We start from the raw sequence: 25,084 nt of genomic DNA, 5'->3' as shown, positions 1-25,084 counted from the left end.
ATTGATCAATGCTCCGGAACCCGACGAACCGAACCCGCGGCCGGCGCCTGGTGAGCGCCGCTGCCGTCGCGACCGCCACCGCCGTCCTGCTCGCCGCCTGCAACGGCGCCGCCACCGGCAACCAAGGCACCACCAAGGACGCCTCGATCACGGTCGCGGCCGGCGACATCACCACCGAGAACTTCAACCCGTTCAGCAGTACGGCGCTGCAGCCGACGCTCGGCGTCATCTACGAGCCGCTGTACTGGTACAACTTCGCGAAGCAGTCCGAGCCCACGCCCGTCCTCGCGTCGAGCTTCTCCTGGAACGCCGCCGGCACCGAGCTGACGATCAAGACGCGGCACGACGTGAAGTGGAACGACGGCCAGCCGTTCACCGCGAAGGATGTCGCTTTCACGTTCAACCTGGTCGCGAAGACGACCGCGCTGAACCCGTCCGGCCTCGCCGCGACCGCGAAGGCGACCTCCGACGACACCGCCGTACTGACGTTCAAGTCCAAGTCGCTGATGCAGGAGCCGGCCGTGCTCGCCAACCAGGCGATCGTGCCCGAGCACATCTGGAAGGACATCAAGGACCCGACGACGAACCTGAACAAGGACCCGGTCGGCACCGGCCCGTTCAAGGTGAAGTCCTACACGCCGCAGAGCTTCGTACTGACCAAGAACGACCAGTACTGGGAGGCGGGCAAGCCCACGATCAAGGAGGTGCGGTACCTCCCGGTCACGTCCGCGGATGCCGCGAGCGCCGCTCTCGTCGCGGGCAAGGTCGACTGGGCGAGCGCGTACCTGCCGGGCATCGACAACATCATGAAGTCCGGCAAGAACCTCACGTACGTGAACACGCCCGTGATGACGACCGTCATCGTGACCTGCTCGAACTCCGCCCTCGGCTGCACCGGCCCGCAGACCGATCCCGCCGTACGCAAGGCGATCTACCTGGCGATGAACCGCGAGCAGTTGGCGAAGCTGGCCGGCGGCGGCGTCGCGGGCGTCGGCTCGCCGACCATGCTGCTCCCGGGCCGCGACGACCAGTGGATCGCGGAGGCCGGTACGGCGAAGCTCCCGCAGAGCGCCGACACCGACGCGGCGAACAAGGCCCTCGACGCGGCCGGCTGGACGAAGGGCGGCGACGGCGTACGGACGAAGGACGGCAAGCGGCTGTCGCTGACCGTGCAGACCGTCACCGGGTGGAGCGACTACATCCTGATCAACGACACCCTCAAGCAGCAGCTCGCCGCCGTGGGCATCGAGCTGAAGCCGAGCCAGGTGTCGTGGAACGAGTGGAACGCCGCGCAGACCAACGGCAAGTTCCAGCTGTCGCTGGACTCGGTCGGCCTCGGCGCGTCCACGAACCCGTACTTCACCTACGACAGCAAGCTCGCCACCACGAACACCGCGCCGGTCGGCAAGAGCGCCTCGGCCGGTAACCAGTCCCGTTTCTCGAACCCGGCCGTCGACGCCGCGCTCACGGCGGCCGCCGGTACGACGGACCAGGCCGCGCAGAAGGCGGCGTACGCGAAGATCCAGGGCATTGTCGCAGAGCAGCTGCCGTACATCCCCGTGTACGTGAACTCGATGCTCACCGAGTTCAACACCTCGCGCGCGACCGGCTGGCCGACCAAGGACAACCTGTACGTGCTGCCCGCGGCATGGAAGGCGTGGGACGCCGGCATCGTCCTCAAGACGATCAAGCCCGCCAGCTGATGCGCTACCTGCTCCGGAAACTCGCCTTCTACGTGGTCGCGCTCTGGGCGGCGCTGACGCTGAACTTCCTGATTCCCCGGCTGATGCCGGGGAACCCGGTCGACCTGATGCTGTCGAAGCTCGCGACGAAAGGCCCGGTCACGCCGACCACCCGGACCGCGATCCAGGCGCTGCTCGGCACGGACACCAGCTCCTCGCTCTGGACGCAGTACTGGCGGTATCTGCACCACCTGCTCACCGGCGACCTCGGTACGTCGATCGCGTACTTCCCGGCGCCGGTCTCGCAGGTGATCGGGCAGACGCTGCCGTGGACGGTCGGGCTGATCGGGATCGCGACCGTGATCTCGTTCGCGGTCGGGATCCTGCTCGGCCGCGCGGCCGGCTGGCGGCGCGGCTCGTGGATCGACAACCTGATCCCGTTCACCACGATGCTGCAGTCAGTGCCGTACTTCTGGCTCGCGCTGCTGCTGCTCTTCCTGCTGGCCAGCAGTTGGCCGGTGTTCCCGCTGAGCGGGGGGTACGACGTGTACTCCGTGACGCCCGGCTGGAGCCTGCCGTTCCTGCAGTCGGTGCTGTACCACGGGGCGCTGCCCGCCCTGACGATCGTGATCTCGTCGATCGGCGGCTGGATGCTCGGGATGCGGAACATGATGGTCTCGACGCTGTCCGAGGACTTCGTCGTGACCGCCGAGGCGAAGGGCCTGACGCCGCGCCGGATCCGGTCCCGCTACGTGGCCCGGAACGCCATTCTGCCGTCGGTGTCCGGGTTCGCGATCTCGCTCGGCTTCGTGGTCGCCGGGTCGATCGTGACCGAGGCGGTGTTCGGGTACCCGGGCATCGGGTCCGCGCTGTTGCTTGCCGTCGGCAACAACGACTACGCGCTGATGCAGGGCGTGTTCCTGATCATCACGCTCGCCGTCCTCGGCGCGAACCTGCTCGTCGACCTCCTGTACGGCGTCATCGACCCCCGCACGCGCGCGCGGTCCTGAGGAAGGGGCTCCATGACTGTCACCACTGAAGGGGCGGTCGCCGTCGCGACCCCGTCCCGGCGCCGGCTGCCGCCGATGACGCTCAAGCTGGCGGTCGGCCTGACGATCGCCGGTGTGATCGTCCTGTTCGGCGTACTCGGCCCGTTCCTGGTCGGCAATCCGTCGACGGTCCGCGACGTCGGTCTGGCCGGCCCGGGCAACGGTTTCCTGCTCGGTACGACGCAGAGCGGGCAGGACGTCTTCGCGCAGCTCGCGTACGCCACCCGCGGCTCGCTGATCATCGGCGTCGTGGTCGGTGCGATCACACTCCTGCTGTCCTCGTTCTTCGGCGTCGTCGGCGCGTTCGTCGGCGGCTGGGCGGACGAGGCGTTCTCCTTGTTCACCAACATCATGCTGGTGATCCCCGGGCTGCCGTTGGTGATCGTGATCTCCAGCTACGTACCGAACAAGTCGATCTGGCTGGTGGCCGCCGTACTCGCGATCACCAGCTGGGCCGGATCCGCCCGGGTACTGCGCGGATTCACGCTCAGCGTCCGCAGCCGGGACTACGTGCTCGCGGCAAGGATCGGCGGCGAGAAACGCTGGCGGATCCTGCTGGTCGAGATCCTGCCGAACCTGATCCCGCTGCTCGCCTCGCAGGTCGTGTTCGCGGTGATCTTCGCGATCCTCGGCGAGGCCGGGCTGTCGTTCCTCGGGCTCGGCGCGTCCGGGTCGTTCACCTGGGGCACGATGCTGTTCTACGCGCAGAACGGGCTCGCTCTGCGGCTCGGCGCGTGGTGGTGGTTCGCACCGCCGGGGCTCGCGATCGCACTGTTCGGCGCGGCGCTGTCGCTGATCAACTTCTCGATCGACGAAATCATCAACCCGAAGCTGCGCTCGCAGACGCGCGCCGAACGCAACAAGTGGAGCGTGCAGGCATGACCGCCGTCCTGAGCATCGAGGACCTCAGCATCGACTACCTCGCCGAGACCACCGTGCACGCCGTACGCGAGGTGTCGCTCACTCTGGAGCGCGGCGAGATCCTCGGTCTCGCGGGAGAGAGCGGGTGCGGAAAGTCCACCCTGGCGTACGCGATCACCCGGCTGCTGAAGCCGCCGGCCCGGATCACCGGCGGGCGGGTGCTGTTCTCGTCCCGCGAGGGGTACGACCTCGACCTGTCGGCGCTGACCGGCGACGACCTGCGCGCGTTCCGCTGGGACAAGATCGCGATGGTCTTCCAGGGCGCGATGAACTCGCTCAACCCGGTACTGCGGATCTCCGAGCAACTCGAGGACGTCTTCCTCACGCACCGGCCCGAGCTGGGCAAGACGGAACGGCGCGAACGCTGCGGCGAGCTGCTCGAACGGGTCGGCGTCGACCGCGACCGGCTCCGCGCGTACCCGCACGAGCTGTCCGGCGGGATGCGGCAGCGCGTGATGATCGCGATGGCGCTCGCACTCGAACCGCAGGTCCTGATCATGGACGAGCCGACGACCGCGCTGGACGTCGTCGTACAGCGGGAGATCCTCCGGGAGATCACCCGGCTGCGGGCCGAGCTCGGGTTCGCGGTCGTTTTCATCACCCACGACCTGCCGCTGCTGCTGGAGATCAGCGACCGGATCGCGGTGATGCGGGAGGGCGTGATCGTCGAACTGGAGGATGCGCTGACGTTGTACACCAAGCCCCAGCACCCGTACACGAAGCGATTGCTGTCGTCGTTCCCGAGCCTTACCGGTGAACGCGGTGCCTTTGTCCGCACCGGCGTCGAGGAGGCAGTATGAGCGCGCTTGAGATGCGCGACGTGGTGAAGGAGTACCGGCTGCGCAACGGCCTGCGGACCAGGCGGCTGCGTGCGGTCGACAAGGTCAGCTTCGACCTGCAGCCCGGCCGGACGATCGCACTGGTCGGCCAGTCCGGCTCCGGCAAGTCCACGATCGCGAAGCTCCTGCTGCAACTGGAGCGCCCGACGTCCGGCGAGATCCTCGTCGACGGCCAACCGATGCAGTACCGCGGCGCGGCGGCAGCGACGTACCGCAAGGCCGTCCAGATGGTGTTCCAGGACCCGTTCGCGTCACTGAACCCGTACCACTCGATCGCCCACCACCTGGCCCGCCCGATGAAACTCCACCACCCCACGTTCACCGGCGCCCAGGTCGACGAGCGCGTGGTAGAACTCCTCCACCGCGTCCGCCTCGACGAAACCTACGCCCACCGCAAACCCCACGAACTCTCCGGCGGCCAACGCCAACGCATAGCCATCGCCCGAGCCCTGGCCCCCGAACCAGCCATCCTGGTCGCCGACGAGCCGGTCTCGATGCTCGACGTCTCCATCCGCCTAGGCGTCCTGAACCTCCTGGCCACCCTCCAACGCGAGGAAAACCTAGGCGTCCTCTACATCACCCACGACCTGGCCACCGCCCGCCACTTCAGCGACGAAATCATGGTCCTCTACCAAGGCCAGGTAGTAGAACAAGGCCCCGCCGACAACGTGATCCTCACCCCCCAACACCCCTACACCAAACTCCTAGCCGAAGCCGCCCCCGCCCCAGAACGCCGCCTCACCCAACTCAAGCAGTAGGCAGAGAAGAACAGAGGATATAGATGGTTTGGCTGGGTGAGAGTCGGCCTGTGGGTGACAGCTGGGTGCTTCGTGCACGTCGAGTCTGTTCTGGGTGATCGGCTTCGTGCTACTGCCCGCCGTCTATATCTGGTCGCCCGTCGAGGCCCGCAACGCCACGAAGCGCTGGAACACCTAGCACGGAATCCTGTCCTGAAAGAGCGGTGTTGGATGCAGAGACGTGTGTGGAGGGCAGGGCTCGGCACGCACGCCTCTGCGATCGGGGGCCTACTCGGCATCGAGCCATTCGGCGCCGGCGGCGTCGCGGTGATAACCGTGGTGATAACCGAGGACACAGCTGCGGCCGGTCTCGGGGTTCGCGCCGCCGCAGGGTTCCGCCCGCGACGGCCGGAGCGTCGGCCACGCGCCGCTGGGCGATTCTTCAACCTGATCGAGTGACTCGTTTTGACTCACAAGTCCTGAGGATGATCGCCTCCCATGCATCCTGTCAAGCGGGCCAGAATGGGTTGACCACCGACCGCACATCTGCCAGCGTTGACGAGCTGACTCATTTCGAATCACCGGAGGCGAGATGCGACTCATCCACCGTGCTGGGCCATGTGATGAAGGCCCCTGCCCCAACGTGTTCGACACCGACGACGGTTCACTCGTGGCGGTGCAGGGTGCGCAGTTGGTTGATGCCGACGCTCTGGCGCAGCTGAGCAAGATGCCCGCCCACGAAACGGTAGTCCTGGTGCCGAGAGAACTTTTGCTGGAGTACGCCAAGAAGGTGCAAGACGGAGTCGCCGGGTGAACTTCGACGATTTCGATGCCCACTTCGATCGGTTCACCTCGGATGTGTTCCGGCTCGAGAATCTCCAGCAGTATGCAGTCAGCTCGGAAGATGAGCGGCTGAAGGCGTTCCGGGAAGGTACGGCTCGTTCGGTGCGCTCGGTGCGGACCTCGCCGTGGCTGGCCCGGATCGCCGTGACGACGGTCGCCGGCAAGAGCTGGGAGCGAGTCCACGTCGTCGATCACCCGCTGTCGGAGTACTTGCGATACGAGCTTGAGGGGTACGTCGAATCGCAGGCGGCCGGCGAGCAGATCAACATCGCGGATCGGGCGGCAGACGAGTCGCTGTCCGAGCTGGGTGAAGATTTCTGGCTGTTCGACGCCGACTCGCCGGAGGCTTACGCCGTACTGATGCACTATGACGACGAAGGGCATTTCGTAGGCTTCGACCACACCACCGAGGTCGCAGTACTCGAACGCTGTCGGACGGAGCGTGAACTCGTCCTGCAGCACGCGGTGGACTTGAACACCTACCTCGCCGAACGGAAAGCGGACCTATAGCTGAGTGAGTACGTCTGCCCAAACCCCAAGAACTCCACGGCAGCGCCTCGGGGCCGAGTTGAGACGGCTCCGAGCGCTGGCGGGCGTGAGTGGGCGGCAGCTTGCCCAGCGCACGGGCATGAGTCAGTCGAGGGTCAGTCGGATCGAACGTGGTGAGGCTCTTGCCTCCATCCCTGAGCTCATTCAGTGGCTGGAGCAGTCCGGCGCAACCGACCGTCTGGAGCGCATGGTCTCGGCCACCGAGGAGGCGCTCAACCAGACCGATGGCTGGCAAGAGTTCATGCAGGAAGTCAGCTTCGCCGACATGCAAGAGCAAGTTCGACTGCGAGAAGCGACAGTCAGGACACGACTGTCCTTCCTGTCGTCGCTGGTTCCTGGGCTGCTGCAGACGGCCGAGTATGCGCGGCTCGTCTTCATTGCGTCGGATCTGACCGGCGAGCAGGACTATGCGGCGGCTGTACAGCGGCGGCTTGATCGACAGCAGATTCTGTACGACCAGTCGCACAGGTTCGAGTTCATCCTGACCGAGGCGGCCGTCAGATGGCGGCCCGGACCACGCGAGCTGATGGTTGCACAACTGGATCGCATCGCCAGCGTGGCGACGCTCAGCAACGTGACCATCGGCGTCGTTCCGCTGGAGGTCGAAGCGCGCGCGATTCCCTGGCACGGGTTCACTCTGAACGAGGAGGTCGACGACGGCGAACCGTTCGTACAGGTCGAGACGATGCACGCCTACCTGACGGTCGAACGGCCGGCGGACGTGGACATCTATCGACGGCAGTACGCCGTACTGCGGGAGTCTGCCCTGGTCGGGCAGCAACTCTCGGACTTCCTGAGTTCGCTTCGCGCGGAGCTTCAGACATAAAAGTGCGCCGGATTTCTCCGGCGCATCTTTCAGAGCTTCAGGGAAGTGGCGACCACGTCGGCGAGCGTGTGGGCTATTTCGTGGGCCGTGTCGGAGGACTCGGCTTCGACCATGACGCGAACGAGGGGCTCGGTGCCGGAGGGGCGGAGGAGGACTCGGCCGGTGTCGCCTAGGCGGGTGGTGGCCTCGGTGACGGCGGTTTGGACTGCCGGGTCGGTGCCGGCGCGGGTCTTGTCGACGTTCTTGACGTTGACGAGGACCTGCGGGAGGCGGGTCATCGCGCCGGCCAGGTCGGCCAGGCTCTTGCCGGTCTGGGCCACCCGGGCGAGCAGGTTGACCGCCGTGAGGGTGCCGTCGCCGGTGGTGGCGTGGTCGGAGAGGATCACGTGCCCGGACTGTTCACCGCCGAGCTTGTGACCGCCCGCCTTCATTGCCTCGAGCACGTACCGGTCGCCGACCTTGGTCTGCTCGACCGCGATCCGCTCGCGCACCATCGCCTGGACGAAGCCCAGGTTGCTCATCACGGTCGCGACCACGGTGTCGTTCGACAGCCGGCCGCTGTCCCGCATCGCCAGCGCCAGTACGGCGAGGATCTGGTCGCCGTCGACGAGTTCGCCGTTCGCGTCCACCGCCAGGCAGCGGTCCGCGTCGCCGTCGAGCGCGATGCCGACGTCGGCGCGGTGCCCGACGACCTCACGCTGCAGGCCGTCGATGTGCGTGGATCCGCAGTTCAGGTTGATGTTCAGGCCGTCCGGCGAGGCGCCGACCGTGATCACCTCGGCGCCCAGCCGGCGGAGCGCCTCCGGAGCGGTCTCCGAGGCGGCGCCGTTCGCGCAGTCGATGACGACCTTCAGCCCGTCGAACCGGTTCGGCGCCGAGCGGACCAGGTGCGAGACGTACGTCTCGAAGCCCTGTCCGTCGTCGGTCACCCGACCGACGGCCGCACCGGTCGGGCGCTGCCACGACTCGCCCATCCGGGCCTCGATGGCGTCCTCGATCACGTCGTCGAGCTTGATCCCGCCGCGGGCCAGGAACTTGATGCCGTTGTCCGGCATCGGGTTGTGGCTCGCGGACAACATCACACCGAGGTCGGCACCGGTCGAACCGGTCAGGTACGCGACGGCCGGGGTCGGCAGTACGCCGAGCCGGACGACGTCGACGCCGGCGCTGGCAAGACCAGCGACCACGGCGGCTTCGAGGAACTCACCACTGGCACGAGGATCCCGGCCCACAACGGCGCGTGGCCGGTGCCCTTCGAAGGCACCGGCCTCGCCGAGTACGTGAGCTGCCGCGACCGAGAGGTCGAGCGCCAGCTCCGCGGTCAGGTCCACGTTCGCCAGGCCACGGACTCCGTCCGTACCGAACAAACGCCCCATCAGATGATCAGCGCTTGCTGTACTGAGGCGCCTTACGGGCCTTCTTGAGACCGGCCTTCTTGCGCTCCTTGATCCGCGCGTCGCGGGTGAGCAGACCGGCCTTCTTCAGACCCGGACGGTTCGCCTCGAGGTCCGCCGCGTTCAGGCAGCGGGCCACGCCGAGCTGCAGCGCACCGGCCTGGCCGGTGATGCCGCCACCGTTGATCCGGGCGATCACGTCGTACGAGCCCTCGAGGCCCGCGACGACGAACGGCTCGTTCACGTGCTGCTGGTGGACCTTGTTCGGGAAGTAGACGTCGAGGTCCTTCCCGTTGATCTTCCACTTGCCGGTGCCCGGGACGATCCGCACGCGGGCGACGGCCTCCTTGCGGCGACCAGTGGCGCCGGCCGGGTTGATGACCGCGACCCGACCCGTTTCGGCGCGCTGCTCCGGAGCCGGGTTGGTCTCGGAGGTGTAGGCGACCGGGCCCTCGGTGTCGATGGGGACCTCGGTGTCGAGCTCTTCGGTCTCGGTGGTGATGTCGCTCACGCTGTGAATCCTCGTTTACCTGGTTCGTCGATCGCTTACTGGGCGATCTGGGTGATCTCGAACGGCTTCGGCTGCTGGGCCGTGTGCGGGTGCTCCGGACCGGCGTACACCTTCAGCTTGGTGAGCAGCTTCCGGCTCAGGCGGTTCTTCGGCAGCATGCCCCAGACGGCCTTCTCGACGGCCTTACGCGGGTCCTTGTCGAGGATCTCGCCGATCGGCGTCGCGGTCAGACCACCCGGGTGACCCGAGTGGCGGTAGGCCAGCTTGTCGGTCCGCTTGGTGCCGGACAGGGCCACCTTGGAGGCGTTGACGACGACGACGAAGTCGCCACCGTCCACGTGCGGGGCGAACGTCGGCTTGTGCTTGCCGCGCAGCAGGGTTGCGATCTGGACGGCGAGCCGACCGAGCGTGACGTCGGTGGCGTCGATCACGTGCCACTCGCGAGTGACGTCAGCAGGCTTCGGGCTGTACGTGCGCACGGTCGTTGACCTTCGTTTCTCAGAGATTGACTAGAACTGGACGTCGGCGAGCGGTCAACCGACAAGACAGACGTCTGTACTGGACCTGATACGCACAACAGCAGCCCAGAATACCGGTGACGGCACGCGCGGGTCAAAGTGAGCTGACCCGCCGAACCGACCCCGGCTTGGAACGAGCTGAGGACCGCACTAGTTTAGCGGTGAAGATTGCAGTCCAGACCCGCGTCCCGCCGGCTGATCTACCCTCATTCATCCAGGCGATGACGCCAGCTTCCGAAGAGGGCATCGTGACCGAACAGTCGCTCACCGTCCGGGACAACCGGACCGGCAAGGACTTCGACCTTGCCATCACCGATGGCACCATCCGTGCCGCAGATCTCAAGCAGATCAGTGCAACCGACGGCGACGGTGGCCTGGCCACCTACGACCCGGGCTTCGTCAACACCGCCTCGACCCGGTCGTCCGTCACCTTCATCGACGGCGACAAGGGCATCCTGGAGTACCGCGGGTACCCGATCGAGCAGCTCGCCGAGCAGTCCAACTACCTCGAGGTCGCGTACCTGCTGGTGAACGGCGCGCTGCCGAACAAGGCGGAGTACGAGGCGTGGGCGCACGACGTGACGTATCACACGTTCGTGCACGAGAACCTGAAGACCTTCATGCAGGGCTTCCGGTACGACGCGCACCCGATGGGCATGCTGCTCGCCTCGGTGGGCGCGCTGTCGACGTTCTACCCGGAGTCGCGGGAGATCTTCAACGAGGAGTCGCGGGCGCTGCAGATCCGCCGGCTGATCGCGAAGATGCCGACGCTGGGCGCGTTCGCGTTCCGGCACGCGCAGGGCAAGCCGTACGTCTACCCGGACAACGAGCTCAGCTACGCCGCGAACTTCCTGTCGATGCTGTTCAAGATGAGCGAGCCGAAGTACGCCGCCGACGACCGGCTGGTGCGGGCGCTCGAGATCCTGTTCATCCTGCACGCCGACCACGAGCAGAACGCCTCCACCAACGCGGTCCGGGCGATCGGCTCGACCCAGGTCGACCCGTACAGCGCGGTCACCGGCGGCATCGCGGCGCTCTACGGCCCGCTGCACGGCGGCGCCAACGAGGCCGTGCTGAAGATGCTCCGCCGGATCGGCACCGTCGACAACGTGCCGGCGTTCATCGAGGGCGTGAAGAACGGCGAAGAGCGGCTGATGGGCTTCGGCCACCGGGTCTACAAGAACTACGACCCGCGCGCCAAGATCATCAAGAAGGCCGCCGACGACGTCTTCGAGGTCACCGGGATCAACCCGCTGCTCAAGATCGCCGTCGAGCTGGAGAAGATCGCGCTCGAGGACGAGTACTTCGTCTCCCGGAAGCTCTACCCGAACGTCGACTTCTACTCGGGCCTGATCTACGAGGCGCTGCAGTTCCCGCCGGAGATGTTCACCGTCCTGTTCGCGATCCCGCGAACCTCCGGCTGGCTCGCCCAGTGGCTGGAGATGCTCGGCGACAGCGACCAGAAGATCGCCCGCCCGAAGCAGATCTACACCGGGGCGCGCGGCGTCCAGTACGTCCCGATGGGCGACCGCTGACCCCACTCCCAACAGCCGCCACGAAACCGACCGTTTCGCGGCGGCTGTTTCTTTTGTGTCGTCCCGCGAAACGGACCCCGCTTCGCGGCGGCTGACTCATTGGCGCGACGCGTGGATACGACTGGAGGTGACCGGCGCCGACGACATGCCCTCGACGGGCTCGCAAGCCGACGATCTGATGACCCACGCCCCTCAGCGCTTCGGCAACTCACCCTCACCGTGGTCGAGAGCCAGGCTCTGCTGTCCATCATGGAGTCCGAGCCATTGATTGCGTTTACTGCGTTTATTGCGGATACTTCAGTTGTGGTCGGTTGATGAGGCCCGGCGATCCGCACAAGGAGCAGACATGAGTGCCACACAACGCACCCCGATACCCCCGGACGCCACTGCGATCGAGGCAGCCGACATCGCAGTGCGTCGCGTCAAGCGCTACCTGTCCACCCACGCCGACGAGCACGACATCCGCGTGGTGGTCGGCGGTGACCCGGACAACACCCTGTCCCTGCCACGGGGCGCCGTCGAACTCCTGGCGCGGATCCTCGCACACATGGCCGCCGGCCAAGGCGTGTCGGTGGTCCCGGCCCACGCTGAACTCACGACTCAGCAAGCAGCCGATCTGCTGAACGTCTCCAGGCCCTACCTCATCGGGCTGCTGGAAGCCGGCGAGATCGAGTATCGGAAGGTAGGAAAACACCGCCGGGTGCAGGCCGCCTCCTTGATGAACTACAAACGCAAGGACGATCAGCAGCGCCGCCAGGTCGCGGACGAGCTGACAGAGCTCAATCAGGACATGGGCCTGTCCTGACGTGCCGCTCATCGCCGTCTACGACGCCAACGTTCTCTACCCGAACAGCCTGCGCGACCTGCTCATCCGGGTCGCGCAGGCAGGTTTGGTCCAAGCCAAGTGGACCGAGCAGATCCTCGACGAGACCTTCCGCAACCTCAAGAAGAATCGGCCCGACCTCGACTCGGCCAGACTCGATCGGACCCGACAGTGATGAACAGGGCGATCCGAGACGCGGCCGTCACCGGGTACGAGCCGCTGATCGAGTTTCTCGATCTACCTGACGTGGACGACAGGCACGTACTCGCCGCCGCGATCAAGGCCAACGCCCAGGTCATCGTCACCGAGAACACGAAGGACTTCCCGCCCACGAAACTGGCAATCTGGAACATCGAGGCGCAAGCCGCGGACGACTTCATGCTCGACCTGATCGACCGCAATCAGCAGGCGGTCTACGCCCAGGTCCAGCGCATGGCCGACGCTTGGAGAAACCCACCCGGCACAGTCGAAGACGTGCTCGGCTCGCTTGAGCACCTGGGCCTGATCGGCAGCGTTGCCGCACTGCGCGGCTGAGTCCAGGGACAAAACAGCTGACGATCTAAATAGCCGCCAGGCAAGCGCATGAGGGCGGCCTGGTCGACTACCGCGCGGGGCTGATGTTGCCGACCATCCAGAGGTGGCCGGCGAGGCAGTCCCGGCCTGTCCAGGTGTCCTGGAAGTGGTCGACGCCGCCACCGCCGATGGTGATGGGTACGCCGGACCGCGCGACCACCTGGCCGCCGGAGTCGAGGATCTCGAACGACTGAGCATCGCCCTTGACCGTGTACCCGCGGGGCCACACGAGTGTCACCGCAGGGCCGCCCGCGCTGGGGCGAACGCACCCGTTCGCGTCGAGGACCAACGTGGCGTACAGGGCTGCCTCCATTCCGCTGAGACCGTCGTAGTCCGACGTGACGATGCGCGGAGTTGCCGATCCGCTCACAGCCGACGACTGCCCGATGCCGGGCGACGACTGCCCGGAAACCGTCGGTTGCACGGTGCGCGTCGCTTGCCCGGTGCCCGTCGGTTGGCCGGTGTCCGAGGTCGGTTGCACGGTGCCGGGGAGGACGGACCACGCCGTACCTGCGATGGTGGCCACGGCGGCGATCGCCACACCCCCGGCCTCGAATCGGCGCCGCTGGGCCCGCCGGTGCCGGATGCGCTCGGCGACGGCGTCCTCGGCGAGGTCGACCCCGTCGCTGCCGTCAGCGGCCGCGGCGCGGAGCAGGTCTCGTAGATCGTTCATCGGGCACTCTCCTCGTTGACGGCGAGTTGTACGGCGAGCTTGGCCCTCGCATCCGCCAGGTGACGTTTCACGGTGCCCTCGGCACAGCCGAGCTCATCCGCGACCTCCGCAACACTCAGGTCCTCGTAATAGCGCAGGACGACACAGGCCCGCTGCTTCGGCGACAGCGTCGCGAGGGCCCTCCGAACCTCGTCCGCGACCACGATCCGGTCGTCGTCGTGGTGGGGCAGGTCGATCAGCAGGTGCCGTTTCGCGTGCCACCGCTTGAGGCGCCGGCGACTGTCGACGTACTGGTTCAGCATCGCGCGCCGGACGTACGCCTCGAGCTCGTCGATGTCGTCACCGATCCTGCGTCGCCCGAACACCCGCGTGAGCGCCTCCTGAACCAGATCACCGGCCGCCACGGGATCACCGGTCAGCAGGAGCGCATAACTACGCAACGCCCCACCCCGAGCCGCCACCAGCCCCCGAAACGCCCCCTCCCAGTCGGCCATCCCACCACCGTCCTCTCCCCACCCCAGACGAACAACCAACCCACCACGTTGGGGGACACTAGAACAATTCTCAGAACCCCCTCGCGTCGACCGACGGTGCAACGCCCGCCAGTCCGAATCACCCCGCCACGAGTCCACCCCGAGACGCCCACCTAGTGCCTCGTCCAGAGACGTTGAGGTCTGACCCACGCCCCAACCCAACGCCGTGAGCTCCAGGCGCGTCCCCGCTGAGAGGTCCACCCGTGAACTAGCGGCTGTACCACCCGCAGGCAAGCTGCGAGCCCGCCATCTACGAGGTGAACCCCGAAACGCCCGACCACAACCACCCGCGGGACGCGGGTAACTCGCCGCCGTGGAGGTTGGGGAGGATCTCCCGCCCGAATCGGCATGTGATGTGAAGGGAGATGTCGGACAGGGTGTGAAGGGACATGTCGGACACGGGCTTGGGTTATTTGGTTGAGGGTAGGGGCTTGGTGGGGCGGCGTGTGCGGGGCAGGCCGGACGGGACGTCGTTGAGGTCCGGGTCGGCGCACACCCCACCAGAGGCGCCAAACAGACAGCGGCGACCTCTCCGCAGCCAGCGGCCCGTGCCCCCAAGTGGCACGCTTCCAGCGCCCCGGGCGCGACAGCACCCGGCGCCGACCACCCCGCGCGCCACCAACACCCGCGCACGCCGCCGAAGGCGGGCGGTGGTGGTGTTTGGGTTGGAGATGGCCCCGGGCGGGCTTGGTGCCTCGGTCCGGGGCCGTCTGGCGCCTCTGGGGGCTAGGACGCGGGCGGGGCGGGTGCTGGTTCCCGGAGGTGGGTGATGAGTTGGTCGGCCTGGCCGCGGGCGCGGATCATTGCCAGGTGGTCGATGTAGTCGCGGGACTCCACGATCAGCCCGTCGCGGACCCGGAGGACGAAGATCGCGGGCACCCGGAACGGTTCGCCGGTGGCGATGGTCGTGCCGGCGTACTCGAACTCCGCGACGATCACCTCCGGGTCCTCGGTCCGGTGCACGCGGATGTTGTCGGGCTGGAAGCGCACCACCTCGGTCACCCGCGGGCCGACGCCGCCGAAGTGTTCACGGAGGGCGTCGCGGGTGCGCAGCGGGTGGTCGCCGTACGGGTTCATCGGGTGCCGGACGTCGGTCTGCTCGGCGTACAGCTCGGGCAGTACGGCGAAGTCGCGGTCGGCGACGCCGTGGACCAGCTTCAGGAAGACCTCTTCGGGAGTCATCGGAATCCTCACAGGAGTTAAACGGAGTAACGACTATCGAATATATGGAGTCGTAACTTCGTTTACAACCGGATAAGGGTTCCCGGCGTCTTCTAGGCTGAGGGCGACGGAGGGGAGCTGGGGTGCGGGCAGACGCGCGGGACAACCGGGCCAGGATCATGACGGCGGCGGACGACGTCTTCGGACGGTCGCCGGGGGCGTCGACGGACGATGTGGCGAAGCTGGCCGGGGTCGGGATCGCGACGGTGTTCCGGCACTTCGCGACCAAGACCGAGCTGCTCGAGGCGGTCCTTACGTTGCGCCTGGAGCGGCTGCGGGACCGGGCGCTGGACCTGGCCGGCAGCGCGGACCCCGGGGCCGCGTTCTACCGGTTCTTCACCCAGGTGGTGTCGGAGTCGGCATCCAAGCTGGCGATCGCCGAGGCGCTGACCGCGTCCGGCGCGGCCGCCGGCGAGGAGGCACGGGCGGCGGGGCGCGGGATGCGGGAGGCGTTCGACGGCCTGCTCACCGCCGCGCAGAAGGCCGGCGCGGTCCGCCTGGACGCGCACTTCCCCGAGGTGTACGCGCTGCTGATCGGCGCCTCTCGCGGCGCCACCGCGGCCGGCCTCCAACCCGACGTACGGGACCGGATGCTCGCCCTTGTGTACGACGGCCTGAAGCCGCGTACGTGAGACGCCGGCGATCCTGGTCACGCCCGCGCCGGATCACGGTCGCGGTCGTCCTGGCGATCGTCCTGCTGGTGGTCGCTCCGCTCGGCACGTACGCGATCTCGCTCCGAGTCCAGTACGCCGGAGACCCGTCCGCGGACGCCCGGACACGGGATCAGGACGCGTTGTGGCTCGGCCACGCCTGGGTCGACGGCCGGAAGACCGCCGCCGACGTCAGCGCGCTCGCGGAGCGCCTGAAAGGAACGGGCATCCACGACCTGTACGTGCACACCGGCCCGCTCGAGCACGACGGATCGTTGCCGCTGGCAAAGGTCTCGCCGAAGGCGCGCTGGTTCGTCGACGCGGTGCACGCGGCGATGCCCGGCATCCGGGTGCAGGCCTGGCTCGGCGACGTCGTACAGCCGGGCAAGGAGCACGGGATGAACCTCGACGACGCAGCGGTGCGCCAGCGGGTCGTCGCGTCGGCGAGAGCCGTTCTGCAGCAGGGTTTCCAGGGCATCCACTACGACTTCGAGCCGGTCCGGTCCGGGTCGAAGGGCTACCTCGCCGTACTCGACGAGACGCGGGCGCTCGGTACGACGCTGTCGGTGGCGGCGGCGCAGATCGACCCGCTCTGGTACCTGCACGCGATCCCGGTCGAGAAGTGGTGGTCGCAGGACTACTTCCGCCAGGTCGCCGAGCGCGTCGACCAGATCGCCGTGATGACGTACGACACCGCGATGCCGCTGGAGTCCCTGTACGGCGGGTACGTCGCCAAGCAGACCGAGCTGGCGCTGGAGGTCACTCCACCGGCCACGGACCTGCTGATCGGGCTCCCGGCGTACTGGGAGAACAACGCCGCCCACTGGGGCCACGCCGAGACCGTGAGCGCCGCCGTACGCGGCGCCCGCCTCGGACTGGGCGACTCCTCCCGCAAGAACTTCGGCCTGGCCCTGTACGTCGACTTCGCCGCCACCGACGACCAGTGGGCCGCCTACCGCGACGGCTGGTGCCTACAGCCCTAGCGAGCGCGGTCTACGCGGCCCTCGTCCCACACGGGCTCGTCCGGTTCGTAGACGGAGCCGTCGGCGCCGAACACGAGGTACCGGTCGAAGCCGCGAGCGAACCAGCGGTCGTGGGTCACGGCGAGGACTGTTCCGTCAAAGGAATCCAGGCCCTCCTCCAGCGCCTCTGCGGACTCGACGTCCAGGTTGTCAGTGGGCTCGTCGAGCAGGAGCAGCGTGGCACCCGACAGCTCGAGCAGGAGGATCTGGAAACGGGCCTGCTGACCGCCAGACAAGCTGTCGAAGGTCTGCTCGGCCGCATGCGCCAGCTCGTACCTGTCCAGCTTCCGTGACGCCAGCTCACGCCCCATGCCGTCACGGTGGTCGTCACCGCGGTGCAGGATCTCCAGCAACGTCCTACCGACCAGCTCAGGGTGCTCGTGCGTCTGCGCGAACCAGCCAGGCCGTACGCGCGCACCGAGCTTCGCGTTGCCCGTATGCGCCACCGGTGCGATCTGCACCTCCCCGATCGGCTGATGCTCCACGTCCGGGTTAGAGCCGCCAGTAGCGAGCAGCCGGAGGAAGTGCGACTTCCCTGACCCGTTGGACCCCAGCACGGCCACACGCTCGCCGTACCAGACCTCCAAGTCGAAAGGCTTCATCAGACCGGTCAGCTCGAGCCCTGTGCACACAACGGCGCGCTTACCGGTACGGCCGCCGGTGAGGCGCATGCTGACCTTCTGCTCGCGCGGCAGCGCCTGCGGCGGGCCTGCCTCCTCGAACTTGCGCAGCCGTGTCTGCGAGGCGCGGTACCGCGACGCCATGTCGGAGTTGTACGCCGCCTTCTGCTTGTACATCAGCATCTGTGCGCGCAGCTTCGCGTGTTCCTCGTCCCAACGCTTCCGGAGCTCCTCGAAGCGTTCGAACCGGTGCTCACGAGCCTCGTGGTACGTCGCGAAGCCCCCGCCGTGCGTCCACGCGTTGTTGCCGGCCGCGCCGAGCTCCACCGTGACGATGCGGGTGGCCGTGTTGGCCAGCAGCTCCCGGTCGTGGCTGATGTACAGCACGGTCTTGTCCGACGTACGCAGCTGCTCCTCGAGCCACCGCTTCCCCGGTACGTCGAGGTAGTTGTCCGGCTCGTCCAGCATCAGCACCTGCTCCGGCCCGCGCAGCAACGCCTCCAGCACCAGGCGCTTCTGCTCGCCGCCGGACAGTGTCTTCACCTCACGCCAGCGGCAGCGGTCGAACGGGATACCCAACGCTGCCGTCGTACAGACGTCCCAGAGCACTTCGGCGTCGTACCCGCCGACCTCGCCCCAGTCCACCACCGCCTGCGCGTACCTGAGCTGGGTCTTCTCGTCGTCGGCCTCCATCATCGCCAGCTCGGCCTTCTCCAGCTTGGCCGCCGCCGCCCGGATCGCCTCCGGCGCGACGCCCAGCAGCAGGTCCCGGACCGTCGACTCGTCCCGCACCGACCCCACGAACTGCCGCATCACGCCCAGCCCGCCGGACCGCGAGATGCTCCCGCTGTGCGGTTTCAGGTCGCCGGCGATGATCCGCGTGAGCGTGGTCTTGCCCGACCCGTTCGCGCCGACCAGCGCAACCTTCGCCCCGTCCCCCACCCGAAACGTGATGTCGTCCAGCAGCACCCGCCCGTCCGGCAACTCGTACCCGATCCCGGCGACATCCACGTGACCCATTCCCCCAGTCTGTCAACAGTCCGTGGACCGGGCGACCGGTTATCGCCTGGCGCCCCCGGTCATTCCCTATGATCGGGTGGAGCCAGGTGAGGAAGAGGTGCGATGGACGGGCAGGAACCGGACCGCCCGGCCGGGCGGGCGAAGGCGCCGGACGAGGCGGAGCTCAAGCGGCTCCGGGGGTTCCTCGGGAGCGCCACCGGCCCCGGTAGTCATGGCGTGTACAAGAGCACTGGTGAGCGGCCCGACAACGTGCGGCGGCTGGAGAAGCCCACGCCCAAGCGCGAGATCGACTGACTACCAGCCCTGCAGCGCGTTCAGGTAGGTGCCGCCGGTCGGGCGGACCGTGCCGACCATGAACAGCTTCAACGGCGCGGCGTACAGGCCGTACGTGTGGGTCCCGGTGAAGAAGCCGGGCGACTCGCACCCGTCGTACTCGACCCAGATCTCCCGTACGCCGTCTGCCGTGCTGAAGCGCAACACGATCGCCTCGCCCGGCTTCGCGGTCTGCGGCGCGCACTTGAAGACCGGGAGCGCCGGGTTGCGCTCCGGGAGGACCTTGATCGCGTCGACGACCTGCTGCGCGACGGAGGCGTTGAACGACTGCTGACCGAGCACGGTGCCGTCGGACATGCGGTAGCGGCACGCGGTCAGGCCTGTTACCGGCGTACTGAGCTCGAGACCTGTCCCGGCAGGCAATGCGTTCGGTCCAGCAGCCTGTTGGATCGCAGGGGCGCTAGGGCACACAGTTTGTTCCCGCGGGCCGACAATTCCCTGGTTACTCTTCGCCGTACCAGCAGCTGCAGCCGACCCAGCATCGCTGTGACTGGAAGCAACCGGCGACTCGCTCCCCGCGAGACCCCAGACGCCGCCGCCGACCACGGCGACCAGCACCGCGCCGGCCGCGACCGACCACGCCTGCCGGCGCCGGTGCACTCGGCGACGGGCCTCACGCGCCAGCCCGCTCTTCTGCATGCCTGTGACGCCGGCGTGGTCATGGAACGCCGAGGTGATCTTGGGGCCGAGCTCCTGCTCAGGGTCGTGCTCAGGCATCCTCGGCTCCTTCCGTGCTCTCTTGATCGCTCAGTGTGGTCTTCAACGCCGCCAAGGCTCGGTGTACGTGCGACCGTGCCGTCGCTTCCGCACAGTGCAGCAGCTGGGCGATCTCGGCGTACGACAGCTCCTCGTAGAACCGCAGTACGACGGCTGCGCGCTGCTTGCCCGGCAACGTCGCGCACAGGTCCCAGATGGCGTCCGCTTCGGCCCGTTGCGCCGTACCGTCGCCAACCGCGCGCGCCGTACGCACGGGGTCGTCAACAGGAGCCTCCCGCCGCCGGAACTTCCGCCACCACGAGATGTGCGCGTTGACCACCATCCGCTTCACGTACGCCTCGGGGTCGTCCGCACGGCTCACCCGCCCCCAACGGGCGCAGGCGGTCGTCAGGGCGTCCTGTACGGCGTCCTCGGCCAGGTTGGCGTCCCCGGTCAGCACATAGGCGAACCGCAGCAAGGCGTCGGCCTTCTCGGTGACCCACGCCTCGAAGTCGACGGGCTCGACCCGCACCTCCGCTGCGGCCAAGGCTGCCTCCATGTCCTCAGGACGGCGCTGTACCCGCGTTCGTTGCACGCAGCACCCGGAAACCCTTGGCGCTGGCGACCCGGGTGCAGGGATAGCCCTGATCGGTCATCCAACGCTGCAGGGAGTCGCCGCCCAGGTTCTTGCCGACGACGAACCATCCCACGCCGCCGGGGGCAAGCCGGCCGAGCCAGTGCAGCAGCATCTTGTGCAGCTCCGCCTTGCCGATGTGGATCGCCGGGTTCGACCAGATCTGGTCGAACAGCAGGCCTTCGGGTACGTCGTCCGGCAACGCGACGTGCACCGTGACCCCCGCGGCCTTCGCGTTCAGCTCAGCGAGCTCCAGCGCCCGGTTGTTCACGTCGACCGCCCACACGGTCGCGTCCGGCGCCTCGGCCGCCAGCGCACAGGCGATCGGCCCGTACCCGCAGCCCAGGTCCAGGAACGTCCCCGCACCCGTTGGCGCGTCCACCGAGCGCAACAGAACCGACGTACCGATATCCAACCGGTCCCGGGAGAACACCCCGGTAGCCGTCGTGAACACATAGGGCTTGTCCCAGATCCGTGCCTCGACAGTACGGCGTACGTCCGCAGACGCAGGCTCTGCCGAGAAGAAGTGATCACCCACGCTGATGTACCTCTCCTCGCACCTGCCGTGCCTGCAACGCCCGCGCGGCCAGCTCGTCGTCCGCCGGGTACCGCACTTCCTCCAACGTGAGCCCGTGCGCCGGCAGCACCGACACAGCCGAGTCCCGCACCTTTCCGGCGAGTACTGCGCCCGGCCACGCAACGTCCCGCCGCCCGTCCCCCACCGGGAGCATGGAACCCACTAGAGCGCGCACCATCGAGTGGCAGAACGCGTCCGCGATCACAGTGCCCTCCAGCAGCCCAGGACCCGTCCGTTGCCACGAGAACTCCAGCAACGCCCGTACGGTACTGGCACCCTCCCGCTTCTTGCAGAACGCGGCAAAGTCGTGCTCCCCGAGCACCCTGGCGGCCGCGGCGTTCATCCGCTCCACGTCCATCGGCCGTCCCACCCGCAGCACATAGCCCCGTGTCAGCGGATCCCAGCCGGCCGGGTCGTCGCACAGCCGGTACACGTACCGCCGGTCCAGGGCCGAGAACCGCGCGTCAAAGCCCTCTGGAGCGGCCGTCACGGCGGTAACAGCCACGTCCGCGGGGAGTACGCCGTTCAGCCCTCTGAGGAGCCGTAGCGGATCCACAGCGCCGTCAACGTCCACATGGGTCACCTGCCCACGAGCGTGTACGCCGGTGTCCGTCCGCCCGGCACACGTCACGGTCAACGGCTCCGGCAGGCGCAGTACGACGCGCAGGGCCTCCTCGAGCGACCCCTGCACGGTCCGGAGACCCTCCTGACGGGCCCAGCCGTGAAAGGCCGTTCCGTCGTACCGAAGATCAATCCGCCAGCGCACACGCCAATCTAACGCAACGAGGCCCCCGCACCGTGCGGTGCGGGGGCCTCGTCAGGAGACTTACTTGTCGTCGGCGTCCGAACCGCCGGCCTTGGCGAAACCAGCCGCCTCGGCGTCCTCGGCGGTCTTGAACCAGACCTCGGCGACGGTCTTGTCGTACCACGGCGACTCGGTGGTGTGGTACTTCATCGAGTCCTCGTTGCCCTTGACCGTGTAGCCCTCGGGCGCGGAGCCGTCGGCGTTCGGGGCGGCGGAGTTGTCGTACTTGCCGGCCACGACGTCCTGCACCTTGGCGTCCTCGGCCGGCGCGTCCTCGACCTTGTCCTCGACCTTGGTCTCGGCCGCGGCAGCCTTCTTCGCCGGGGCGGGTGCGCTCTGCTTCTTCGCCTTCGGCGAGTCGGACAGCGCCTCGACCAGCTCGATCTTCACCATCGGGGCGTTGTCGCCCTTGCGCGGGCCGAGCTTGGTGATCCGGGTGTAGCCGCCCGGACGGTCGGCGTACCGCTCGCCGATCTCGGTGAAGAGCACGTGCACGACGCTCTTGTCCTTGATCCGCTTCATCACCTGACGGCGCGAGTTCAGGTCACCGCGCTTGGCCTTGGTGATCATCTGCTCCGCCAGCGGCTGCAGGCGCTTGGCCTTGGCCGCGGTGGTGGTGATCGCGCCGTGCTCGAACAGCGACGTCGCGAGGTTGCTGAGGATCAGCTTCTCGTGCGCCGGGCTGCCGCCCAGGCGGGCACCCTTGGTGGGGGTTGGCATCTCGTAACTCCAGGAATCTAAGGCCCGTCGGGCCGAAGGGATGTAGGGCCCGACGGGCCTTGGTCAGCTCAGTACTGCTCGGTCTCGGCGAAGCTCTCGTCCTCGTCGTCCGCCTCGTTGCCGTAGGCACCGGACGCGGCGCGGAGGTCGAACCCGGGCGGGGAGTCCTTCAGCGACAGGCTCATCTCGGCCAGCTTCAGCTTGACCTCGTCGATGGACTTGGAGCCGAAGTTCCGGATGTCCAGCAGGTCCTGCTCGCTGCGCGAGATCAGCTCACCCACGGTGTGGATGCCCTCGCGCTTCAGGCAGTTGTACGACCGGACGGTCAGCTGCAGGTCCTCGACCGGCAGCGCCAGGTCGGCGGCCATCTGCTCGTCGACCGGCGACGGGCCGATGTCGATGCCCTCGGCCTCGACGTTCAGCTCGCGGGCCAGACCGAACAGCTCGACCAGGGTCTTACCGGCCGACGCGACGGCGTCGCGGGGCAGCATCGACGGCTTGGTCTCGACGTCGACCACCAGCCGGTCGAAGTCGGTGCGCTGCTCGACCCGGGTCGCCTCGACCTTGTAGGTGACCTTCATGACCGGGGAGTAGATCGAGTCGACCGGCATCCGGCCGATCTCGGCGTCCGCGGACTTGTTCTGAACGGCGGACACGTAGCCGCGGCCCCGCTCGACGACCAGCTCCATCTCGAGCCGGCCCTTCTCGTTCAGGGTGGCGATCTTCAGGTCCGGGTTGTGCACCTCGACACCGGCCGGCGGCGCGATGTCGGCGGCGGTGACGTCACCGGGGCCCTGCTTGCGCAGGTACATGGTGACCGGCTCGTCGTGCTCGGAGGAGACCACCAGGTCCTTCAGGTTCAGGATCAGCTGGGTGGCGTCTTCCTTCACCCCGGCCACGGTGGAGAACTCGTGCAGGACACCGTCGATCTTGATGCTGGTGACCGCCGCCCCCGGGATGGAGGACAGCAGGGTCCGGCGGATCGAGTTCCCGAGGGTGTAACCGAAGCCCGGCTCCAGCGGCTCGATCACGAACCGCGAGCGGTACTCGTCGACGACCTCTTCGGTCAGGGTGGGGCGCTGTGCGATAAGCACTTCGTGTTCTTCTTTCTGATTCCGCGACGACCACTATTTGAGGCCGCGAAGAGTGAAGAACCGACCTTGCCGGCCGGCGGCCCGGAAGCCACCGGCCGGAGCAGGATCAGTTCTTCGAGTAGAGCTCGACGATCAGGTGCTCGGCGACCTGGGTGTCGATCTGCTGCCGGGTCGGCAGCTGGTGGACGAGGATCCGCAGCCGCTCCGGCATCACCTCGAGCCACGCCGGGACGACACGCTCACTGTGCGTCTCCCGGGCGATGATGAACGGCGTCGTCTCGACCGACTTCGCCTTGACATCGATGATGTCGTGGGCGGCGACGCGGTACGACGGGATGTTCACCTTGACGCCGTTCACGGTGAAGTGACCGTGCACGACGAGCTGGCGGGCCTGGCGGCGGGTACGGGCGAGACCGGAGCGGTACACCACGTTGTCCAGCCGGGACTCCAGGATCTGCAGCAGGTTGTCACCGGTCTTGCCGGAGCGCCGCGAGGCCTCCTCGTAGTACCGGCGGAACTGCTTCTCGAGTACGCCGTACGAGTAACGCGCCTTCTGCTTCTCACGCAGCTGGAGCAGGTACTCACTCTCCTTCGGGCGGCCGCGGCCGTGCATACCCGGCGGGTACGGACGACGCTCGAACGCCTTGTCGCCACCGACGAGGTCGACCCCGAGACGGCGCGACTTCTTGGTCATAGGTCCGGTGTAACGGGCCATGGTTCGCTACCTTCCTCTCTCTGGGATCAGACCCGGCGCCGCTTCGGCGGGCGGCATCCGTTGTGGGCGACTGGGGTGACGTCCTGGATGGTGCCGACCTCGAGGCCGACCGCACCCAGCGAACGGATCGCGGTCTCACGGCCGGAGCCGGGACCCTTCACGAACACGTCGATCTTGCGCATGCCGTGCTCCATCGCCCGGCGCCCGGCGGCCTCGGCGGCCATCTGCGCGGCGAACGGGGTCGACTTGCGCGAACCCTTGAAGCCGACGGTGCCCGCGGAGGCCCACGAGATGACCGCGCCGGTCGGGTCGGTGATCGTCACGATCGTGTTGTTGAACGTGCTCTTGATGTGCGCGTGGCCGGCGGCCACGTTCTTCTTCTCCTTGCGGCGCACCTTCTTCGCGCCGGCCGCGGTGCGGCTCTTGGGAGGCATAGGTCAGTTGCTCCTGGGGTTGACGGTCATCCGGGTCACTTCTTCTTCTTGCCGGCGATCGCCTTACGACGACCCTTGCGGCTACGGGCGTTGGTCCGCGTGCGCTGACCGCGCACCGGAAGCCCGCTGCGGTGCCGGCGACCCTGGTACGACCCGATCTCGATCTTGCGGCGGATGTCCGCGGTCACCTCGCGACGGAGGTCACCTTCGATCTTGTAGTTGCCTTCGATCCAGTCCCGGAGCTTGACCAGCTCGTCGTCGCCCAGCTCGTGGACGCGCTTGTCCGGGGAGACCCCGGTGTTCTTCAGCGTTTCCTGGGCGCGCGTACGGCCCACACCGAAGATGTACGTGAGAGCGACCTCGATGCGCTTGTCGCGCGGCAGGTCGACTCCAACGAGGCGTGCCATGTGGCGGTGTTCCTTTCGTCGGCAGAGGTGTGGTGGCGCGCTGCGTCCTTGCCCGCCTCGGTGAGATTCACCGGCAAGGCCCTGGCCTCTGTTCCAGGGGCAACGTCCAGAACGGATCCTGGACGAGCAT

General features: G+C 67.6%; 31 protein-coding genes. 15 read left to right on the top strand and 16 right to left on the bottom strand.

All coding sequences use genetic code 11. The features are described from left to right. Positions 1 to 8: 8 nt before the first annotated feature. From ACFV9C_RS26985 to ACFV9C_RS26950, 8 genes are all read left to right on the top strand, one after another. Positions 9 to 1,703 (top strand): ABC transporter substrate-binding protein, encoded by a 1,695-nt coding sequence (locus ACFV9C_RS26985; protein ID WP_380197922.1) that lies wholly within the window; start codon positions 9 to 11, stop codon positions 1,701 to 1,703. Then, on the top strand, positions 1,703 to 2,692 hold the full coding sequence (locus ACFV9C_RS26980; RefSeq protein WP_380197920.1) for an ABC transporter permease: 990 nt from the start codon (positions 1,703 to 1,705) through the stop codon (positions 2,690 to 2,692). The genes ACFV9C_RS26985 and ACFV9C_RS26980 overlap by 1 nt, the downstream gene beginning before the upstream one ends. Positions 2,693 to 2,704: 12 nt before the next feature. Beyond that, positions 2,705 to 3,613: an ABC transporter permease gene (locus tag ACFV9C_RS26975; protein WP_380197919.1), complete on the top strand. Its 909-nt coding sequence runs from the start codon at positions 2,705 to 2,707 to the stop codon at positions 3,611 to 3,613. Further along, entirely contained in the window at positions 3,610 to 4,452 is an 843-nt protein-coding gene (locus ACFV9C_RS26970; protein ID WP_380197917.1) for an ABC transporter ATP-binding protein, read from the top strand. Before ACFV9C_RS26975 ends, ACFV9C_RS26970 begins: the two co-directional genes overlap by 4 nt. Beyond that, positions 4,449 to 5,249, top strand: coding sequence for an ABC transporter ATP-binding protein (locus ACFV9C_RS26965; protein ID WP_380197915.1), 801 nt, complete (start codon positions 4,449 to 4,451; stop codon positions 5,247 to 5,249). Before ACFV9C_RS26970 ends, ACFV9C_RS26965 begins: the two co-directional genes overlap by 4 nt. A gap of 622 nt (positions 5,250 to 5,871) precedes the next feature. Then, entirely contained in the window at positions 5,872 to 6,042 is a 171-nt protein-coding gene (locus tag ACFV9C_RS26960; RefSeq protein ID WP_380197913.1) for a hypothetical protein, read from the top strand. Continuing rightward, on the top strand, positions 6,039 to 6,581 hold the full coding sequence (locus ACFV9C_RS26955) for a DUF6879 family protein (RefSeq protein ID WP_380197912.1): 543 nt from the start codon (positions 6,039 to 6,041) through the stop codon (positions 6,579 to 6,581). The genes ACFV9C_RS26960 and ACFV9C_RS26955 overlap by 4 nt, the downstream gene beginning before the upstream one ends. A gap of 4 nt (positions 6,582 to 6,585) precedes the next feature. Then, positions 6,586 to 7,446 carry a helix-turn-helix domain-containing protein gene (locus ACFV9C_RS26950; RefSeq protein ID WP_380197910.1) on the top strand — a complete coding sequence of 287 codons (861 nt, stop codon included), beginning with the start codon at positions 6,586 to 6,588 and terminating at the stop codon, positions 7,444 to 7,446. Positions 7,447 to 7,475: 29 nt separating this feature from the next. Here ACFV9C_RS26950 and glmM read toward each other — a convergent pair whose 3' ends face one another. Genes glmM through rplM form a run of 3 tightly spaced genes read right to left on the bottom strand, consistent with a single transcriptional unit; the run spans position 7,476 to position 9,830 of the window. Then, the gene (glmM, locus tag ACFV9C_RS26945) at positions 7,476 to 8,822 is read right to left on the bottom strand and encodes a phosphoglucosamine mutase (protein WP_380197909.1); all 1,347 of its coding nucleotides are present in this window, start codon (positions 8,820 to 8,822) and stop codon (positions 7,476 to 7,478) included. Between the two features lie 7 nt (positions 8,823 to 8,829). Then, positions 8,830 to 9,351: a 30S ribosomal protein S9 gene (gene rpsI, locus ACFV9C_RS26940; protein WP_209692871.1), complete on the bottom strand. Its 522-nt coding sequence runs from the start codon at positions 9,349 to 9,351 to the stop codon at positions 8,830 to 8,832. A gap of 35 nt (positions 9,352 to 9,386) precedes the next feature. Beyond that, positions 9,387 to 9,830, bottom strand: a complete 444-nt coding sequence (rplM, locus tag ACFV9C_RS26935; protein WP_131286311.1) for a 50S ribosomal protein L13 — start codon at positions 9,828 to 9,830, stop codon at positions 9,387 to 9,389. A gap of 287 nt (positions 9,831 to 10,117) precedes the next feature. Between rplM and ACFV9C_RS26930 the strand changes: the two genes are divergently transcribed. The 4 genes from ACFV9C_RS26930 (at position 10,118) to ACFV9C_RS26915 (ending at position 12,761) form a co-directional block, all read left to right on the top strand. Then, complete coding sequence (locus ACFV9C_RS26930) at positions 10,118 to 11,404, top strand: citrate synthase (RefSeq protein WP_380197907.1); 1,287 nt, start codon at positions 10,118 to 10,120, stop codon at positions 11,402 to 11,404. 346 nt (positions 11,405 to 11,750) lie between these two features. Beyond that, positions 11,751 to 12,209, top strand: coding sequence for a helix-turn-helix domain-containing protein (locus tag ACFV9C_RS26925; RefSeq protein ID WP_380197905.1), 459 nt, complete (start codon positions 11,751 to 11,753; stop codon positions 12,207 to 12,209). Between the two features lies 1 nt (position 12,210). After that, positions 12,211 to 12,402, top strand: coding sequence for a hypothetical protein (locus ACFV9C_RS26920; protein WP_380197903.1), 192 nt, complete (start codon positions 12,211 to 12,213; stop codon positions 12,400 to 12,402). Next, a complete protein-coding gene (locus ACFV9C_RS26915; RefSeq protein ID WP_380197902.1) occupies positions 12,402 to 12,761 on the top strand; it encodes a hypothetical protein in 360 nt (119 codons plus the stop codon). The genes ACFV9C_RS26920 and ACFV9C_RS26915 overlap by 1 nt, the downstream gene beginning before the upstream one ends. A 67-nt stretch (positions 12,762 to 12,828) precedes the next feature. Here the strand turns inward: ACFV9C_RS26915 and ACFV9C_RS26910 are convergent, their stop codons facing one another. The 3 genes from ACFV9C_RS26910 to ACFV9C_RS26900 form a co-directional block, all read right to left on the bottom strand. After that, positions 12,829 to 13,473 carry a hypothetical protein gene (locus ACFV9C_RS26910; RefSeq protein ID WP_380197900.1) on the bottom strand — a complete coding sequence of 215 codons (645 nt, stop codon included), beginning with the start codon at positions 13,471 to 13,473 and terminating at the stop codon, positions 12,829 to 12,831. Further along, positions 13,470 to 13,967 carry a SigE family RNA polymerase sigma factor gene (locus ACFV9C_RS26905; RefSeq protein ID WP_380197899.1) on the bottom strand — a complete coding sequence of 166 codons (498 nt, stop codon included), beginning with the start codon at positions 13,965 to 13,967 and terminating at the stop codon, positions 13,470 to 13,472. The genes ACFV9C_RS26910 and ACFV9C_RS26905 overlap by 4 nt, the downstream gene beginning before the upstream one ends. A 765-nt stretch (positions 13,968 to 14,732) precedes the next feature. Then, positions 14,733 to 15,188 (bottom strand): nuclear transport factor 2 family protein, encoded by a 456-nt coding sequence (locus ACFV9C_RS26900; RefSeq protein WP_380197896.1) that lies wholly within the window; start codon positions 15,186 to 15,188, stop codon positions 14,733 to 14,735. A gap of 122 nt (positions 15,189 to 15,310) precedes the next feature. Between ACFV9C_RS26900 and ACFV9C_RS26895 the strand changes: the two genes are divergently transcribed. Together ACFV9C_RS26895 and ACFV9C_RS26890 are read left to right on the top strand one after the other, a co-directional pair. Next, complete coding sequence (locus tag ACFV9C_RS26895) at positions 15,311 to 15,859, top strand: TetR/AcrR family transcriptional regulator (RefSeq protein ID WP_380197895.1); 549 nt, start codon at positions 15,311 to 15,313, stop codon at positions 15,857 to 15,859. After that, a complete protein-coding gene (locus tag ACFV9C_RS26890) occupies positions 15,856 to 16,860 on the top strand; it encodes a hypothetical protein (protein ID WP_380197894.1) in 1,005 nt (334 codons plus the stop codon). Before ACFV9C_RS26895 ends, ACFV9C_RS26890 begins: the two co-directional genes overlap by 4 nt. Here the strand turns inward: ACFV9C_RS26890 and ACFV9C_RS26885 are convergent. Then, the gene (locus tag ACFV9C_RS26885; RefSeq protein WP_380197893.1) at positions 16,857 to 18,539 is read right to left on the bottom strand and encodes an ABC-F family ATP-binding cassette domain-containing protein; all 1,683 of its coding nucleotides are present in this window, start codon (positions 18,537 to 18,539) and stop codon (positions 16,857 to 16,859) included. The genes ACFV9C_RS26890 and ACFV9C_RS26885 overlap by 4 nt on opposite strands. Positions 18,540 to 18,641: 102 nt before the next feature. On the opposite strand from ACFV9C_RS26885, the gene ACFV9C_RS26880 reads away from it, so the two are divergent. Next, entirely contained in the window at positions 18,642 to 18,833 is a 192-nt protein-coding gene (locus tag ACFV9C_RS26880; RefSeq protein WP_380197891.1) for a hypothetical protein, read from the top strand. Here ACFV9C_RS26880 and ACFV9C_RS26875 read toward each other — a convergent pair whose 3' ends face one another. From ACFV9C_RS26875 to rpsM, 9 genes are all read right to left on the bottom strand, one after another. Further along, positions 18,834 to 19,589, bottom strand: a complete 756-nt coding sequence (locus tag ACFV9C_RS26875) for a hypothetical protein (protein ID WP_380197890.1) — start codon at positions 19,587 to 19,589, stop codon at positions 18,834 to 18,836. Then, positions 19,582 to 20,115, bottom strand: coding sequence for a SigE family RNA polymerase sigma factor (locus ACFV9C_RS26870; RefSeq protein WP_380197889.1), 534 nt, complete (start codon positions 20,113 to 20,115; stop codon positions 19,582 to 19,584). Before ACFV9C_RS26870 ends, ACFV9C_RS26875 begins: the two co-directional genes overlap by 8 nt. A gap of 16 nt (positions 20,116 to 20,131) precedes the next feature. Next, on the bottom strand, positions 20,132 to 20,740 hold the full coding sequence (locus tag ACFV9C_RS26865; protein ID WP_380197887.1) for a class I SAM-dependent methyltransferase: 609 nt from the start codon (positions 20,738 to 20,740) through the stop codon (positions 20,132 to 20,134). Then, positions 20,733 to 21,545: a tRNA pseudouridine(38-40) synthase TruA gene (truA, locus tag ACFV9C_RS26860; RefSeq protein ID WP_380197886.1), complete on the bottom strand. Its 813-nt coding sequence runs from the start codon at positions 21,543 to 21,545 to the stop codon at positions 20,733 to 20,735. Before truA ends, ACFV9C_RS26865 begins: the two co-directional genes overlap by 8 nt. A gap of 60 nt (positions 21,546 to 21,605) precedes the next feature. Next, positions 21,606 to 22,304 carry a 50S ribosomal protein L17 gene (gene rplQ, locus ACFV9C_RS26855; protein WP_380197884.1) on the bottom strand — a complete coding sequence of 233 codons (699 nt, stop codon included), beginning with the start codon at positions 22,302 to 22,304 and terminating at the stop codon, positions 21,606 to 21,608. Positions 22,305 to 22,372: 68 nt separating this feature from the next. Next, positions 22,373 to 23,398: a DNA-directed RNA polymerase subunit alpha gene (locus ACFV9C_RS26850; RefSeq protein ID WP_380197882.1), complete on the bottom strand. Its 1,026-nt coding sequence runs from the start codon at positions 23,396 to 23,398 to the stop codon at positions 22,373 to 22,375. Between the two features lie 106 nt (positions 23,399 to 23,504). Continuing rightward, on the bottom strand, positions 23,505 to 24,113 hold the full coding sequence (gene rpsD / locus ACFV9C_RS26845; RefSeq protein WP_380197880.1) for a 30S ribosomal protein S4: 609 nt from the start codon (positions 24,111 to 24,113) through the stop codon (positions 23,505 to 23,507). Between the two features lie 26 nt (positions 24,114 to 24,139). Beyond that, complete coding sequence (gene rpsK, locus ACFV9C_RS26840; RefSeq protein ID WP_131286332.1) at positions 24,140 to 24,547, bottom strand: 30S ribosomal protein S11; 408 nt, start codon at positions 24,545 to 24,547, stop codon at positions 24,140 to 24,142. Between the two features lie 35 nt (positions 24,548 to 24,582). Next, positions 24,583 to 24,954, bottom strand: coding sequence for a 30S ribosomal protein S13 (gene rpsM, locus ACFV9C_RS26835; protein ID WP_141854777.1), 372 nt, complete (start codon positions 24,952 to 24,954; stop codon positions 24,583 to 24,585). Positions 24,955 to 25,084 lie beyond the last annotated feature (130 nt).

Source organism: Kribbella sp. NPDC059898, assembly GCF_042730855.1.
Lineage (GTDB): Bacteria > Actinomycetota > Actinomycetes > Propionibacteriales > Kribbellaceae > Kribbella.
This window is presented reverse-complemented; position numbering and strand designations above follow the sequence as displayed.

Coding starts and splice junctions, on each gene's coding strand:
- ACFV9C_RS26985 (WP_380197922.1), top strand. CDS start 9: ATGCTCCGGAACCCGACGAACCGAACCCGCGGCCGGCGCCTGGTGAGC.
- ACFV9C_RS26980 (WP_380197920.1), top strand. CDS start 1,703: ATGCGCTACCTGCTCCGGAAACTCGCCTTCTACGTGGTCGCGCTCTGG.
- ACFV9C_RS26975 (WP_380197919.1), top strand. CDS start 2,705: ATGACTGTCACCACTGAAGGGGCGGTCGCCGTCGCGACCCCGTCCCGG.
- ACFV9C_RS26970 (WP_380197917.1), top strand. CDS start 3,610: ATGACCGCCGTCCTGAGCATCGAGGACCTCAGCATCGACTACCTCGCC.
- ACFV9C_RS26965 (WP_380197915.1), top strand. CDS start 4,449: ATGAGCGCGCTTGAGATGCGCGACGTGGTGAAGGAGTACCGGCTGCGC.
- glmM (WP_380197909.1), bottom strand. CDS start 8,822: ATGGGGCGTTTGTTCGGTACGGACGGAGTCCGTGGCCTGGCGAACGTG.
- ACFV9C_RS26925 (WP_380197905.1), top strand. CDS start 11,751: ATGAGTGCCACACAACGCACCCCGATACCCCCGGACGCCACTGCGATC.
- ACFV9C_RS26915 (WP_380197902.1), top strand. CDS start 12,402: ATGAACAGGGCGATCCGAGACGCGGCCGTCACCGGGTACGAGCCGCTG.
- ACFV9C_RS26910 (WP_380197900.1), bottom strand. CDS start 13,473: ATGAACGATCTACGAGACCTGCTCCGCGCCGCGGCCGCTGACGGCAGC.
- ACFV9C_RS26905 (WP_380197899.1), bottom strand. CDS start 13,967: ATGGCCGACTGGGAGGGGGCGTTTCGGGGGCTGGTGGCGGCTCGGGGT.
- ACFV9C_RS26900 (WP_380197896.1), bottom strand. CDS start 15,188: ATGACTCCCGAAGAGGTCTTCCTGAAGCTGGTCCACGGCGTCGCCGAC.
- ACFV9C_RS26885 (WP_380197893.1), bottom strand. CDS start 18,539: ATGGGTCACGTGGATGTCGCCGGGATCGGGTACGAGTTGCCGGACGGG.
- ACFV9C_RS26880 (WP_380197891.1), top strand. CDS start 18,642: ATGGACGGGCAGGAACCGGACCGCCCGGCCGGGCGGGCGAAGGCGCCG.
- ACFV9C_RS26875 (WP_380197890.1), bottom strand. CDS start 19,589: ATGCCTGAGCACGACCCTGAGCAGGAGCTCGGCCCCAAGATCACCTCG.
- rplQ (WP_380197884.1), bottom strand. CDS start 22,304: ATGCCAACCCCCACCAAGGGTGCCCGCCTGGGCGGCAGCCCGGCGCAC.
- rpsD (WP_380197880.1), bottom strand. CDS start 24,113: ATGGCCCGTTACACCGGACCTATGACCAAGAAGTCGCGCCGTCTCGGG.
- rpsK (WP_131286332.1), bottom strand. CDS start 24,547: ATGCCTCCCAAGAGCCGCACCGCGGCCGGCGCGAAGAAGGTGCGCCGC.
- rpsM (WP_141854777.1), bottom strand. CDS start 24,954: ATGGCACGCCTCGTTGGAGTCGACCTGCCGCGCGACAAGCGCATCGAG.